This is a genomic window from Deinococcus sedimenti, assembly GCF_014648135.1.
In the GTDB taxonomy this organism is placed as follows: Bacteria; Deinococcota; Deinococci; order Deinococcales; family Deinococcaceae; genus Deinococcus; species Deinococcus sedimenti.
Window position 1 is genome coordinate 805862 of sequence record NZ_BMQN01000001.1, and the last position, 13639, is coordinate 819500.

The following is a 13639-nucleotide window of genomic DNA, read 5'->3' on the forward strand; positions in this document are numbered from 1 at the left end:
TCCGGTCTCCCGTGATCCAACCCCGCCCCCAGCCGCATATGGCTGGATGTCAAGAACGAACCCCGCCACCCGGCAGCGGTTCCCCCACCCCACCTCCCACCCCCCGAACCGGACGCCCCGCAAGAGGCGTTCACGGGCGACCACACCCAGGAGCACCACCATGAGCCAAGACACCGAACAGCAGATCATCACCGACGCCACCAACGAAACCGCCATGAACCGCCGCGCCGCCATGGGCTTCCTCGGCAAACTCGGCCTCGGCGCCGCCGCCATGGGCCTCGCCGCGGGCAGTACCGCCACCGCCGCCCCCGCCAAGAACATCGACGGCGACGTCCTGAACTTCGCCCTGAACCTCGAATACCTCGAAGCGGCCTTCTACCTCGCCGCCGTCGGCCGTGTCGACGAACTCCGTAAGATCGGCGGTGGCGCCGACATCCGCCTGCCCGCCGGACTCGACCAGGACCGCGGGATGCAGTTCAAGGACGGCAACGTCCAGGCCCTCGCCCGCGACATCGCCGAGGATGAACTCCAGCACGTCAAGTTCCTGTACGGAGCTCTCGGCAAGGCCGCCGCGCCCCGTCCCGTCATCGATCTGAACGGCGCCTTCCGCGCCGCCGGGCAGGCCGCCAGCGGCGGGAAGATCGACGGCTTCAACCCCTTCGCGAACGACCTGTTCTTCCTGCACGGCGCGTTCATCTTCGAGGACGTGGGCGTCACCGCGTACAACGGCGCCGCGACCCTCATCACCAATCCCGCGTACCTGCAGGCGGCCGCCGGGATCCTCGCCGTCGAGGCGTACCACGGCGGCGCCATCCGCAGCATGCTCTTCCAGCAGCGCCAGATCAGCGCCGCCGCCGGACTGTACGTCGGGCAGGTCGTGCAGGCCATCAGCAACCTGCGCGGCAAGGTCGGCGGCATGAAAGACCAGGGCCTCACCGACGCCAAGGGCATGGCCGTGTTCGCCCCCGCCGACGCGAACGGCATCGCCTTCCCCCGCAGCACCCGCGAGGTGCTGAACATCGTCTACCTCGCCCCCGGCGCGAAGAAGGGCGGCTTCTACCCCAACGGCCTGAACGGCAACATCAAGTAACCCCCATCGGTTCGCCTGAACCGTTCCCACCCGCCGGTCAGGGCCTCACCGCTCTGACCGGCGGGTGCTGTCCAGCGCCTCCCGGTACGACGCCACCGACTCGCCCGGGCAGGACAGCGGGTGCACCGGCACCAGCCGCCGCCATGACTCGACCCGCTGGTCGTCCAGCAGCACCTGCGGTTTGGGCAGGAACGCCGTGAACACGCCCTCCAGGCCCACCTCACGCGCACTGTCCCGCGCGTACGCGGCCCCGCCGGAACTCCAGCAGTACAGCTCCGCGCCCTGCGCCGCCAGTTCCCGCACATGCGCAATCGCCGCCGGAATAGGCACCCGCGACCGCCCCACGTTCCGCACCAGCGTCTCATCCACATCCACGTACACCACAAGCGGAGGAGGGGTCACGAGGTGTCCAGAGCGCTGAGGCGCTTCCTGGCCTGTTTGGCAATCCGGGCCACCCGGTCCCGTTCAAGGCGTTCCAGAATGGAGCGAGGCGTCCTGGCATTAAAGGAGAGGCGTTCCCTCACGCCTTCGTCCGGGTCCGTGCAGAGCTCCTCCATGACCGATGGTGGGCACGAGCGGCGATCAGCCACCCGCCATCTCACGCGAGGGTCAGGATCGCGGGCGAGGAGCACCAGCACCTCATCGGGAACCGTCCTGTTGTGAGCCACCCAGAAGCGCATGTCAGGATGCTCGGCAATCACCTCGAACCAGACTTCGACTGGCGCGCCACCATGCGTCGCCCTGAGCTGCACATCAGGAAAGTCACTCGTACGGAGCCGGACGAATTCCTCTGCACTTTGAATCGGGGGCACATGCCTTGTGGTACTCATGTCAGATCACTTCTCTGTAGGCGACGCTCTGGCTGCGGTTCTGGAGTTCGCTGCGCAGGTACTGCAGGCGGGGGTGTTCCAGTTTCGGGTCGTGCGCGAGGATGTGTTTGGCGAGTTCGCGGGCCTGTTCGATGATCTGCGTGTCGTTGGCGAGGTCCGCGAGGCGCAGGTCGGGGATGCCGCTCTGGCGGGTGCCGCGGATCTCGCCGGGGCCGCGGAGTTTCAGGTCGGCCTCGGCGATCACGAAGCCGTCGGTGCTGCCTTCGATGATCTTGAGTCGCTGGCGGGTTTTCTTGCTGTGTTCCCCGGCGATCAGGACGCAGTAGCTCTGGGCGCTGCCCCGGCCGACGCGGCCGCGCAGCTGGTGCAGCTGGGCGAGGCCGAAGCGTTCGGCGTTCTCGATGACCATGACGGTGGCGTTGGGGACGTCCACGCCGACCTCGATGACGGTGGTGGACACGAGGATGTCGAAGTCGTGCGCGCGGAAGCGGTCCATGACGTGGTCTTTCTCGGCGGCGCTCATCTTGCCGTGCAGCAGGTCGATGCGCGCCTCGGGGAGGATGGTCTTGAGGTCGTCGGCGAGTTGCGTGGCGGCGAGGAGTTCGAGGTTCTCGTTCTCCTCGATGAGGGCCGTGACGACGAACGCCTGCCGTCCCTCGCGGATCTGGCGCATGACGAACCCGTACGCCTGCTGCCGGGCGGTGTCCTGGATGAGTTTGGTTTCGATGGGTGTGCGGCCCGGTGGGAGTTCGTCGATGATGCTGAGTTCCAGATCGCCGTATGCGGTCAGCGCCAGCGAGCGGGGGATGGGCGTGGCGCTCATGACGAGCACGTCGGGGCGGCCCGCGAGGAGTTTGCGGCGCTGCTGCACGCCGAAGCGGTGTTCCTCGTCCACGACGGCCAGCCCGAGGTTGTCGAAGCGGACGTTCTCCTGAATGAGCGCCTGCGTGCCGACGACGACGTCCACGTCCCCTTCCGCGATGCGGGTCTGCATCTCCAGCTTCGTCTTGGGGGTCATCGCGCCGATCAGGAGGCCCACGCGGATGTCGAGTTGGCCCAGGTACCCGACGAGGTTCGCGTAGTGCTGCCGCGCGAGGATCTCGGTGGGGGCCATCAACGCGCCCTGGTACCCGTCGCGCACGGCGAGGTACAGGGCGCAGGCGGCCACGGCGGTCTTCCCGCTGCCGACGTCCCCCTGGACGAGGCGGGCCATCTGGCGGTCGCTGCGCATGTCGTCCGTGATCTCCAGCAGCACGCGCCGCTGCGCGTTCGTGAAGCGGAACGGCAGGGCACCCTCGAAGGTGTGGATGTCGTCGCCTTTCGCGTTGAAGCGTTTGCCCTGCAGCACGGCGTCCTCACCCTGGAGGAGCATGCGGAGTTCCAGGAACAGGTACTCGTCGAAGCGCAGGCGGTGGTTCGCGCGGCTCAGGTGCGCCTCGTCCGCGGGGAAGTGGATGCCCCACAGCGCGTCGCTGAGGTCCGTCACGCCGTACTGCCGCCGCCAGTGCGCGGGCAGGTAGTCGTCCAGCGGGACGGCCTGCAGGGTGCGGAACGCGGCGCGGCGCAGGAACTCCTGCGAGATGCCGTCCTTCGCGTCGTACACGCCCACGATCCGCCCGGTACTCAGGCTGTCTTGCGCGCCGTCCACCGTCTCCAGGTGCTCCACGCCCAGTTGCACGGTCCGTCCGAAGCGTTTCACGCGGCCCGTCAGGACCAGCCGCGCCCCCTCGCGCAGCTGCTTTTCCACCCACGGCTGGTTGAACCACGTCGCCTTCACGCGGCCACCGGACGGCGTTTCCAGCGTCACGTCGAGGATCTGCATGCCGGGCTTGGGACTGCGGCGGGACTTCGCGACCACGCGGCCCTCCACCGTGACCTTCTGTCCCTCCTCGACCTCGGACAGGTCCGGCAGGGCGCGGCGGTCCTCGTGCCGGTGCGGGTAGGCGTGAAGCACGTCGCGCAGCAGGTGCAGCCCCAGCGTGTGCAGCTTGCGCGCGCCGCCGGGACCACTGTCGAGCCGCTCGACCGGCGCGTCCGGCGGGAGGCGCTCACCGGGCTCGGCGGTGGGCACGGCGACCCGCTTGGCGACCGGGGCGGCGCGGGTCGCGGCCTTCTTGTTGTCCGGTTCGGTCAGCAGGTCCAGTGCCGCGCGCAGGGCCACCTCGCGCCCTGCCGCGTCCAGGGCCGCGTACCCGGCCAGGGCCTCACGCACCTTCGGGAAGGGATTCCCCAGCGGCGAGGCCAGCAGTTTCTCCACGCCGCCCGCCACCACGCGGTTCTGACAGCCGGACGCCAGCTCCGCCGCGAGGGGCCGCCGCAGTTTCTCCCGTAATTCCGCCACCGTCGCCATCGAGCACACAGCCTACCAGAGCGGAGTTGATTATGTGCGGGACAGAATGGATGTGAGTCTAAGAGTCGAGGGTCTAAGCGTCTGAGGTCGTTCCCCTTCGACTCCTGGACCCCGTCCGTCAGTTCAGCGTCTTCGCCGTCGTCGGCACCTGTCCGAGCAGGTGGTCCAGCCGGTCCAGCAGCGTCCGGGCGCGCAGGGCGTCCTCGCGCGCCTCGGGGCTCAGGGGCAGGACGCTTGCGGCGAAACTGGCGATCAGGAGGGGGTCCTCCGGGGCGGCGGCGCGCAGGGCCTCGGTGTTCTCTGGGTTCAGGCGTAGCAGTGCGGACAGGAGTTCACGCGCGGTGGCGTGGGCGGCTCCCTCGGCCTCGGCGGGGCTCAGATCGCTTTCCTCTTCCAGCGACCACAGGGCCACATCCGCGCTCAGGTACGCGTGGTCCGTGTGGAACTCCTGCACCTGGAAGCGGTCGCCACCCGCGATGATGATCGTGCTCGTGCCGTCCTCATGCGGGTCGGCGTGCCGCAGGTGCGCCAGAGTGCCCACGCGCGACACCCGGTCCTGGAACGGCAGGTCCGACTCCTTCGACGTCTGGAGGATGCGCACGATCCCGAACGGTTCCCCGCTGGCCTGCACGTCCGCCAGCAGCGTGCGGTACCGGGGTTCGAACACGTACAGCGGCAGGACCACGCCCGGAAACAGCACCAGATTCGGCAGGGGAAACAGCGGAACGTGCATACAGGAGTATGGTGGCGCGTTCCGCTGACCTGAACTTGAGCGCATCCCACAGAGAAACCGTGGGAACGCCTGTTTTCTCACGTCCCGGAGGGCGTCGCGTCCGGTTTTTTCTTCCGCTTCGGCTTCTTCGGCGGCGGCGGTGGGGGCGCGCCCCAGCCCTTCAGGTCGTCCGGGGTGGCGCCTAGGGTCAGCAGCGTGGCGCTGTCCTGCGGGGTCAGCGGGGCCGAGGTCAGCAGGTCCGGGCGGCGAGACAGCGTGCGTTTCAGAGCCTGCTCGCGCCGCCACTCCGCGATGGCCGCGTGGTTCCCGCCGCGCAGCACCTCCGGCACCTCCTGCGCCTGCCACTCCAGGGGCCGCGTGTACTCGGGGTAGTCCAGCAGGCCCGAACTGAACGAATCGGCCCGGTGCGAGTCCGCGTCGCCCAGCACGCCGGGCCGCAGGCGGGCCACGGCCTCCAGTACGCACGCGGCGGCCGCCTCGCCGCCCATCATCACGAAATCCCCGATGCTCAGCTCGCGCGTGACCAGCCCCTCCACGCGGGCGTCGAAGCCCTCGTACCGGCCACACAGGAACACGAGGTGCGCCTTCCCGGCCAGTTCCTCCGCGACCGCCTGCGTGAACGGCTGCCCGGCCGGACTGAACAGGATCACCTCGTCGGCCGGGGGGAGGCTCGCCAGGGCGCGCTCGGCGACGTCCACGCGGATCACCATGCCCGCCCCGCCCCCGTACGGTGTGTCGTCCACCTTCAGGTGTTTGTTCTGCGAGTAGTCCCGCATGTTCACGAGGTTCACGTCCACCAGCCCCCGTTCGCGCGCCTTCCCGAGGATCGCCTCGGACGCGAAGGGCGCCAGCAGCTCGGGGAACAGGGTGAGGAACGAGAAGGTCAGCGGGCCGTCCGGGGTGGGTTCAGGCGTCATCGCCGCCTGCCTCCGGCCCCTCCGGCTCCGCGGACTCCAGCAGACCAGCCGGGGCGTCCGCAGATAGCGCCAGCGACACCGGCCGCTTTCGGTCGTTCAGGTTCACCAGCACGTACGGCGCCTGCAGCGGCACGAACGACTCGCCACCCTCGTGACGCACGACCAGCAGGTCCTGATGCCCGCCGTCCTCCACGTCCACGACCTCGCCCAGCACCTCGCCGCCTGCGCCGTGCAGAGTCAGGCCGCGCAGCTCGTGGTAGTAGTACACGCCCTCCTCCGGCTCGGGCAGCTCGTCGTCCGCCGCGAACACGTTCAGGCCGCGCAGTTCCTCCGCCGCCTCGCGCGACGTCACGCCCGCCAGCTGTAACGCCACGCCCGGCGCGAGCATCTCCAGCCGCGCGACGCGCAGCCAGCCGCGCCCCTCCACGTACACGCGTTTCAGCGCGCGGAACTGCTCCTGGTCACCCAGCACGTACACCTTCACGCCACCCTTCACGCCATGCGGCCCGAGGAAATACCCGAGCCGCGTCCGGTCCTGCCCGCCCGTCACCCCGCCCGTCACGCTTTTCTGGGGGCGTCCAGGTCGACGTTCAGTCGTTCACGCGGGTCCGACGCGGCGCGCACCAGCGTGCGGATCGCCTGGATCACGCGGCCCTGACGGCCGATCAGGCGGCCCTCCTCGCCGGGACCGACGCGCACCATCACGGTCGGGCCGCGCTTCGAGACGCGCACCAGCGACGGCTGGTCCACCACGCTCTGCGCCAGGAACAGGGTCAGATCCACGGGATCACTCTTCATGCGCGGCATTCTACGCCATGCACCCCCCACGCATGAGACGCCTCTCATGCACCCGCCCCCGGCGGTGATCGGCTGGCCGCTCGTGACCCGCCCCTCACTTCCCTCTGCCTGCGTCCGCTAGAATCGCCGATTGTGACGCGCGCCGCCCCAGGGCGGACCCGGTGAGGAGCACGGGGGAGGCACCCCCAGCCGCGCGCCCCCTCCGGAGGACCCTTGAGCTACTGGCGCACGACCATCAAACCCCTGCTGGACGACGAGACCGGCACCATCCACAAACAGGCCCCCATCCGCGTGACCCTCACCTTCCCCAACCGCTACTCGGTCGGCATGGCCTCCCTCGGATTCCAGGTCATCTACCGCATGTTCAACCAGGAGGAAGGCGTCGCCTGCGAACGCGCGTTCCTGCCGGACGACGTGGATGCCTTCGAACGCACCGGTCAGGCCCTGCCCACCGTCGAGTCGGGCCGGGACGCCGGGGACTGCAACCTCTTCGCGCTGAGCGTGTCCTTCGAGCTGGACCTGACGAACATCATCCGCACGCTGGACGTCGCGGGCCTGCGCCCCCTGCGCGAGGAACGCGACGACAGCGACGCCATCGTCATGATCGGCGGGCCGTTCACGAGCAGCAACCCCTACCCCCTGACGCCATTCGCGGACATCATCGTCATCGGGGACGGCGAGCAGATCGTGCCCGTCATCAGCGAGGCCCTGCGCGAGGCGACGAGCCGCGAGGACTTCTACGACCTGATCGACGGGATGCCCGGCATCTTCCTGCCCGCGCGGCACGTCCACGAACCCAAGTGGGCCACCGCGCCCAAGGAACTGCTGCCCGCGTACAGCCAGATCGTCACGCCGCACAGCGAACTGAGCAACATGTTCCTCGTGGAAGCGCAGCGCGGCTGCCCCCGCCCCTGCACGTTCTGCCTCGCGCGGACCATGTACGGCCCGAACCGCAACAACCAGGCGCAGGAACTGCTGGACACCATCCCCGACTGGGTCGAGAAGGTCGGCCTGGTCGGCGCGGCCCTCAGCGACTTCCCGCACACCAAGTTCGTGGGCCGCACCCTGACCGACCGCGGCATCAAGCTGGGCGTCAGTTCCATCCGCGCCGACACCGTGGACGCCGAACTGGCCGAGATCCTCAAGGCGGGCGGCCTGCGCACCTTCACCGTCGCGAGCGACGCGCCCAGCGAACGCCTGCGCCGCTGGCTGAAGAAGGGCATCACCACCGAGGACCTCACCAAGACCGCGCACATCAGCCGCGACCTGGGTTTCAAGGGCGTCAAGGTGTACATGATGATCGGCCTCGGCCCCGAGAACGACGACGACATCACCGAACTGATCGAGTTCACGAAGGACCTCGCGAAGATCAACCGCATCGCGCTGGGCATCAGCCCCTTCGTGCCCAAACGCCACACGCCGCACTTCGCCGACCCCTTCGCGGGCGTGCAGACCATCGAGAAGCGCATGAAACGCATCCAGAAGGAACTGCGCACCACCGCCGAACTGCGCAACGTGTCCGCCAAGTGGGCCTGGGTGGAATCGGTCATCGCGCGCGGCGGCCCCGAGGTCGGCATGGCCGCCTACCAGATCTACCGCAACGAGAGCATCGGCGCGTGGAAGAAAGCCCTGGAGGAAGTCGGCTGGAGTGACGAATTCGAGGCCAACACCCCCGCCATCGACCTGCCGCCCGGCCAGTACGAGAGCAAGGACGTCAGCGCCCACGCCCAGGGCCTCGCCATCTGAGTTAACCCTCACGAAAAGCCCCCTCCAAGTCATTTGGAGGGGGCTTGTTCTACGCTTCGCGGTTGAGGATGTGCCGCACCTCGCCCGGCGGGACGCGCAGCAGGTCGCGGATGACCAGCGGGTAGACCGGGGTCGCCTCGATGCGGTCGAAGGGCACCCACTGGCACTGCACGTTCGGGTTGTCGTGCACGGTGAACGTGCCGTCCGGCAGGTCGGGTGGGGCGGGCAGGTGGTAGTAGAAGCCGATCTCGTGCTCGCGCCGCCCGGCCGGGCCGAAGAAGCTCTCGACGATCCCGACCAGTCGCAGCGCGCCTGCGGTGAGGCCGGTCTCCTCGTGCCATTCGCGCGCGGCGGCCTGCGCGGCATCCTCGTCCGCCCTGACCGCGCCGCCCGGCAGGAAGTGAAAGCCGCTCCCGTGTTCGCCGTGCCCGCAGTTCGTCAGGAGCGTGTCGCCGCGCGTGCAGAGGATCACGGCCCGCACGCTGAACTTCACGCCCTCCAACGGCAGGCGGATGTCCGTCACGCGCCGAGCCGCGCGGCTTCCTCGCGCACGCTCGCCTCCGGATCGGCCCGCAGCGCGTCCCGCACGCTGGGGGAGAGGTCCGCACGCCCGGCAACGGCCAGCCGCACGCCCTCGTCCGCGTCCCCGGCTAGCACCGTCAAATCCTCCGGGGCGAGGTGCGGGTGCAGGGCCGCCGCGCGGCGCACCCCGGCATTCGGGTCGCGGGCCAGTCCCGCCAGCGTCCCGCCCGATGTCGCGGGCGCGTACGCCACGGCGCGGCGCACCTCCGGGTTCGGGTCGCCCGCCAGCACCTCCAGGCGCGCCTCGCCCAGGTCCGGACGGACCGCCAGCACCGTCCGCACACTCGCGTCCGGGTCGGTCAGCAGGGCGTCCAGTACCGACGCCGGAAGCCCCTCCGCGCTCGCCACGTGCAGGCGGATGTCCGCCTCCGGCGCGCGGGCCAGGGCCAGCACCGCGTCCTCGGGCAGGTCGCTGCGGTCCAGCACGGCGCGGCGGACTGTCTCGGATTCGTCGCCCGCCAGTCGCGTCAGCACCTCCGCCGGGGTGTCCGGGCGGCGGGCCAGCGCGGCACGCACATCCGGATCGGCGTCCACCTCCGCCCGCGCCAGCCATTCCGCCGGGACCGTCCACGCCTGCAGCGCCGCCGCGCGCACGAGCGGCTGATCGTTCGTCGCCAGCCACTCCCGCACCGACCGGGGCAGATCCACCCGCCGCGCCAGCGTCGCCAGCACGTCCGGGTCGCCGTCCGCCGCGAGCTGGATCATGCAGTCCAGCGGCAGGTCCAGCCGTCGCGCCACCCCGGCCCGCACCATGCCGTGCGCGTCACCCACCAGCACCCGCAGCACGTCCCCCGGCAGGTCCGCGCGGGACGCCACGGCCTTGCGCACGTCGTAATCGTCATCCGCCGCCAGCTGCCGCACCAGCCCCTCCGGCAGCTCGTCGCGCCGCGCGACCGCCTCGCGGATCTGCCACCCGGCGTCCTGCGCCAGCGCCGCCACCCGCTCCGCACTCAGGTCCGCCCGGCCCGCCAGCGCCGTGCGCACCGCGTAATCCTCGTGCCGCAGCGCCGCGTCCACCACCCACCCCGGCACGCCCGGCGCGTTCAGCAGCGCGATCACCCCGTCCGCCGGGAACACCCCCAGCAGGTTTGGCCGCGCCAAGCGCATCAGCGGCAACCCCGGGTTCGCCAGCACGTCCGCCGGATACGCCGCCGCCAGCGACCCCAGCACCTCCACCGGCGTGTTCGGATGCCGCGCCACCCGCGCCCGCACCCGCGCGTCCGGATGCGCCGACAGACCCGACAACGTATCCGCCGTCGCCCGCGGAGCACCCGCCGCCTCCAGCGCCCCCTCCACACCCAAGATCGTCAGCGTCCGCGGGTCAAGCTCACCAGTCATCGCAGCGATGATGCCACGGGGGGAGGTGGTGGGGTGTGGGTTGTCGGTCGTGGGAAGGGCCGGCGGTCACGCGAACCCCGCGCAATACCTTCCTACAACCTACAACCCACGACCCGAATCCCTGACGGCCCCGTCGATCAGTGCCCGCGCGATGCTGAACGCGGCGGGCAGCGTGGGGAGGTCGGTGACGGGGAACCAGCGGGCGTCGTCGATCTCGCCGGGCTGCGGGGTGATGTCGCCCCCGGCGTACTCGGCGGTGAAGCCCAGCATCAGCGAGTGCGGGAACGGCCACGGCTGACTGAACTGGTACCGCAGGTCCGTGATCTGCACGCCGACTTCCTCCTGCACCTCGCGCCGGGCGGCGGCTTCCAGGGTCTCGGAGGGTTCCACGAAGCCTGCCAGCGCGGAGTACATGCCGGGCGGGAAGTGCGGACTGCGGGCGAGGAGCAGTTCGGTGTCCCGGCCCTGCCCGCGCCGGATGAGGACCATCGCGACGGGGGCGACGCGCGGGTACGCCGTCAGGCCGCAGTTCGGGCAGCGGCGCGAGCGTTCGTGCGTGGCGTCGCTCAGGGGCGTGGCGCAGCGGCCGCAGTAGCGGTGCGTGCGGGCGAACTCGATGAGCTGCGCGGCGTATCCGGCCAGTCCCATGTGGTGCTCCGGCAGGCGACCGAAGCCGGTGCGGACCGGGACCGACTGGAAGCCGCCGGGCAGGTCGCCGTCCAGACCCGCCGCCAGGTACGACGTGCCGTCCAGGGTGCCCAGCGGCGTCACGTCCACCACGGGCAGCGGGGCCTCGCCCGTCGGGAGGGTGCCGTCCGCGCGCAGGACCAGTTTCGACCCGTCGAACACGAACCACACCGACGCCGCCTCCGGTGTCAGGGTCAGGGCGACCTCGAAGCCGTCCGGGCGACTGGTCGCGATCACGTGTGTTCCTCCAGGCGCAGGACCTCACCGAACGGGAAGCCCTCGTCCTCCAGACCGCCGGGCGGCACGACCCACAGGGTGGAGACGCGCGGCGCCTGCTCGGGGAAGTCCCCGTACCCGTCGGTCAGGTAGATCAGGACGTCCGGTTCATGCTCGTCCAGCAGCCGGAAGATGGGGCGGAAGTCGGTGCCGCCGCCGCCCTGCGGTGGGGGGATCTCGCCGCCGGGCGTGAGGTCGTGCGGGCCGTACGCCTCGGTGTCCGCGTAGTACAGGGTCGCGCGGACGTGCGGGTACGCGCCCAGCACGCCCTGCACCTCGCCCACCAGGGCCCGCACCGCGTCGTCGTCCACGCTCCCGGACGTGTCCACGGCGATCAGCGCAGACAGGGACTCGTCGTCCAGCGCCTCCAGGTACAGACCGCGCCCCACGAACCGCCGGTCGAACCCCCCGAAATCCACCGGGGTGCGCGCCAGGAACCGCCACAGGTGTGCCCGCCAGTCCAGTCGCGCCGGGGCGAGGCGCTGCAACTCGCGGTGCTCGCCCAGCGGGTCGTCGCCCTTGCCGCTCATGGCCTCCACGCTGCGCGCCTGCGCCAGCGCCTGCTGCCACTGCCGCTGCGTCTGCCCGGCCTGCCCCGGCTTCTGCCCGCGCGGCGGCGCGTCACTGGGCGGCCCGTCCAGCAGGTCGTCCCCCTCGTCGTTGCCGTCCCCTTCGGCTTCGGCCTCGATGGACGTGTATACCTCCTCGACGCTCAGGCGTTCCAGGTGCTCGTCCCGGCGTGACTGCGGCGGCGTGGGCAGCCCGGCCGCCGACACCATGCCGTTCACGATCAGGTCCGCGGCCTTGTTCCAGCGTTTTTTCTCACGCGGACCGCGCCGCTCCACGTGCGACAGCGCCGCGTGCAGCACCTCGTGCAGCAGCAGCCCGTCGAGCACGTCCGGCGCCAGCGTCGCCGCGACCTCCGGGTTCACGTACACCCGCTCGCCGTCCGTACCCGCCGCCGCGACCTCCCGCGACGGCACGAACTCCGCGTGCAGCAGCAGCGTCGCGAAGAACGCCGACCGCCCCCGCAGACGCAACCGGGAGCCGGAAATCAGGCGCTGGAACTCAGGGGTGACCGGGAGGGGCGTGGTCATGGGGCTCCCGGTGTTGAACGTTGATGGTTGACAGTTGATGGTAACAGCTGTTCTCCATCAACCATCACCCATCGACCATCCCCCCCCCTCACGCGCTTTCCGTGAGGCTCAGCGTGGTCTGCACGAGCGTCGCGAGGCGTTCGTCCCGGCCCACGAGTTCGGCGAGGTCCGCGAGTTGCCCGATGGCCTGGAATTTGCTGACGAGCGTGGCGACGTACAGCTGCAGCCATTCGGGTCCGGCGCTGTCGGCGAGCCACGTGAAGGCGTGGTACGCCTCGTCGGCGGTGCTGGCGCGGGCGGCGAGGCCGACGACGGCGGCGTAGCGGACGCTGGGTTCGTCCGGCAGGCGCAGGCCCGCGCCCCGGCCCTCCAGGACGATGCCCAGGTCTGGCAGCTGCTCGTACAGGCGCACGAAGGCGCTGAATTCCGCTCCGGCGGCCTCGCCGATGGCGGGCGTGGCGTCCAGTCCGGCGCGGTGGAGGCGCGAGGCCATCTCCCAGGCGCGGGGGCTGGGCCACGCGGGCTGCTGCGGGTCGAGGCGGTGCAGGAGTTCCGGGCGGAACGTCAGGAACGCGATGACGTGCTCGTGCAGGTTGCGGCCCAGGGCGTAGCTGCGCCAGGAGTCGAAGTCCGGGCGGACCGTCAGGTGCAGGAAGCGGTTGGCGAGGGGTGCGGGCATGTCGAACACGCTGGCGCGGTCCTCCTTGCGGTTCCCGGCGGCCCACACGAACCACCCGTCCGGCAGTTCGTAGCTGCCCACCCGGCGGTCCAGGATCAGCTGCTGCGCCATGCCCTGCATGGTGGGCGGGGCCATGTTCACCTCGTCCAGGAACAGGATGCCGCGCCCGTCACGGGGCAGGAATTCCGGCGGATACCAGCGGCTCACGCCACTGCCCTGCCCGTCGCTCTCGGGGACCGGCAGGCCGCGCAGGTCCGTGGGGGCCAGCTGCGACAGGCGCACGTCCACGAAGTCCAGGCCGTGCGCGGCGGCCACCTGCGCCACGACGCTGCTCTTGCCCACGCCGGGGGGGCCCCAGATCATCGTGGCGAGTTTCAGGTCCCCGCGGACGAGGGCGTGCAGGTACGTCTGAAGTTCGGCAGCAGTCAGGCTCACGCGCTGAGGCTACCGCAACGGGGCTGCCCGGCGCGGTGAGCGCGCGTGCAGGCGGCCTTCAGGGTGCGGGGTGGGGTCGGT

At 70.5% G+C, this 13639-nt stretch carries 14 protein-coding genes; 2 read left to right on the forward strand and 12 right to left on the reverse strand.

Going from position 1 to position 13639, the window contains the following annotated elements; all coding sequences use genetic code 11:
• Positions 1 to 160 precede the first annotated feature (160 nt).
• Entirely contained in the window at positions 161 to 1090 is a 930-nt protein-coding gene (locus IEY69_RS03960) for a ferritin-like domain-containing protein (protein ID WP_189071809.1), read from the forward strand.
• Positions 1091 to 1135: 45 nt separating this feature from the next.
• Here IEY69_RS03960 and IEY69_RS03965 read toward each other — a convergent pair whose 3' ends face one another.
• The 7 genes from IEY69_RS03965 to IEY69_RS03995 all read right to left on the reverse strand — a co-directional run bounded on the left by IEY69_RS03965 (position 1136) and on the right by IEY69_RS03995 (position 6718).
• A complete protein-coding gene (locus IEY69_RS03965) occupies positions 1136 to 1492 on the reverse strand; it encodes a DUF705 domain-containing protein (RefSeq protein ID WP_189071810.1) in 357 nt (118 codons plus the stop codon).
• Positions 1489 to 1902: a HEAT repeat domain-containing protein gene (locus IEY69_RS03970; RefSeq protein WP_189071811.1), complete on the reverse strand. Its 414-nt coding sequence runs from the start codon at positions 1900 to 1902 to the stop codon at positions 1489 to 1491. The genes IEY69_RS03965 and IEY69_RS03970 overlap by 4 nt, the downstream gene beginning before the upstream one ends.
• 19 nt (positions 1903 to 1921) lie before the next feature.
• Positions 1922 to 4270 (reverse strand): ATP-dependent DNA helicase RecG, encoded by a 2349-nt coding sequence (recG, locus tag IEY69_RS03975; RefSeq protein ID WP_189071812.1) that lies wholly within the window; start codon positions 4268 to 4270, stop codon positions 1922 to 1924.
• A gap of 118 nt (positions 4271 to 4388) precedes the next feature.
• A complete protein-coding gene (locus IEY69_RS03980) occupies positions 4389 to 5003 on the reverse strand; it encodes an LON peptidase substrate-binding domain-containing protein (protein ID WP_189071813.1) in 615 nt (204 codons plus the stop codon).
• Between the two features lie 77 nt (positions 5004 to 5080).
• Positions 5081 to 5920, reverse strand: a complete 840-nt coding sequence (gene trmD, locus IEY69_RS03985; RefSeq protein WP_189071814.1) for a tRNA (guanosine(37)-N1)-methyltransferase TrmD — start codon at positions 5918 to 5920, stop codon at positions 5081 to 5083.
• A complete protein-coding gene (rimM, locus tag IEY69_RS03990) occupies positions 5910 to 6482 on the reverse strand; it encodes a ribosome maturation factor RimM (protein WP_373290977.1) in 573 nt (190 codons plus the stop codon). The genes trmD and rimM overlap by 11 nt, the downstream gene beginning before the upstream one ends.
• The gene (locus IEY69_RS03995; protein WP_058976649.1) at positions 6479 to 6718 is read right to left on the reverse strand and encodes a KH domain-containing protein; all 240 of its coding nucleotides are present in this window, start codon (positions 6716 to 6718) and stop codon (positions 6479 to 6481) included. The genes rimM and IEY69_RS03995 overlap by 4 nt, the downstream gene beginning before the upstream one ends.
• A gap of 213 nt (positions 6719 to 6931) precedes the next feature.
• On the opposite strand from IEY69_RS03995, the gene IEY69_RS04000 reads away from it, so the two are divergent.
• Positions 6932 to 8464 carry a B12-binding domain-containing radical SAM protein gene (locus IEY69_RS04000; RefSeq protein ID WP_189071815.1) on the forward strand — a complete coding sequence of 511 codons (1533 nt, stop codon included), beginning with the start codon at positions 6932 to 6934 and terminating at the stop codon, positions 8462 to 8464.
• A gap of 49 nt (positions 8465 to 8513) precedes the next feature.
• Here IEY69_RS04000 and IEY69_RS04005 read toward each other — a convergent pair whose 3' ends face one another.
• The 5 genes from IEY69_RS04005 to IEY69_RS04025 form a co-directional block, all read right to left on the reverse strand.
• Positions 8514 to 8987, reverse strand: coding sequence for an NUDIX domain-containing protein (locus tag IEY69_RS04005; protein WP_189071816.1), 474 nt, complete (start codon positions 8985 to 8987; stop codon positions 8514 to 8516).
• Positions 8984 to 10384, reverse strand: coding sequence for a hypothetical protein (locus tag IEY69_RS04010; RefSeq protein ID WP_189071817.1), 1401 nt, complete (start codon positions 10382 to 10384; stop codon positions 8984 to 8986). Before IEY69_RS04010 ends, IEY69_RS04005 begins: the two co-directional genes overlap by 4 nt.
• A 99-nt stretch (positions 10385 to 10483) precedes the next feature.
• A complete protein-coding gene (gene nudC / locus IEY69_RS04015) occupies positions 10484 to 11308 on the reverse strand; it encodes an NAD(+) diphosphatase (protein ID WP_229783618.1) in 825 nt (274 codons plus the stop codon).
• Entirely contained in the window at positions 11305 to 12444 is a 1140-nt protein-coding gene (locus tag IEY69_RS04020; protein ID WP_189071818.1) for a vWA domain-containing protein, read from the reverse strand. The genes nudC and IEY69_RS04020 overlap by 4 nt, the downstream gene beginning before the upstream one ends.
• Before the next feature lie 88 nt (positions 12445 to 12532).
• Complete coding sequence (locus IEY69_RS04025; protein ID WP_188843013.1) at positions 12533 to 13558, reverse strand: ATP-binding protein; 1026 nt, start codon at positions 13556 to 13558, stop codon at positions 12533 to 12535.
• Between the last annotated feature and the right edge of the window lie 81 nt (positions 13559 to 13639).

Coding starts and splice junctions, on each gene's coding strand:
- IEY69_RS03980 (WP_189071813.1), bottom strand. CDS start 5,003: ATGCACGTTCCGCTGTTTCCCCTGCCGAATCTGGTGCTGTTTCCGGGC.
- IEY69_RS04010 (WP_189071817.1), bottom strand. CDS start 10,384: ATGACTGGTGAGCTTGACCCGCGGACGCTGACGATCTTGGGTGTGGAG.
- IEY69_RS03960 (WP_189071809.1), top strand. CDS start 161: ATGAGCCAAGACACCGAACAGCAGATCATCACCGACGCCACCAACGAA.
- recG (WP_189071812.1), bottom strand. CDS start 4,270: ATGGCGACGGTGGCGGAATTACGGGAGAAACTGCGGCGGCCCCTCGCG.
- trmD (WP_189071814.1), bottom strand. CDS start 5,920: ATGACGCCTGAACCCACCCCGGACGGCCCGCTGACCTTCTCGTTCCTC.
- IEY69_RS04020 (WP_189071818.1), bottom strand. CDS start 12,444: ATGACCACGCCCCTCCCGGTCACCCCTGAGTTCCAGCGCCTGATTTCC.
- IEY69_RS03995 (WP_058976649.1), bottom strand. CDS start 6,718: ATGAAGAGTGATCCCGTGGATCTGACCCTGTTCCTGGCGCAGAGCGTG.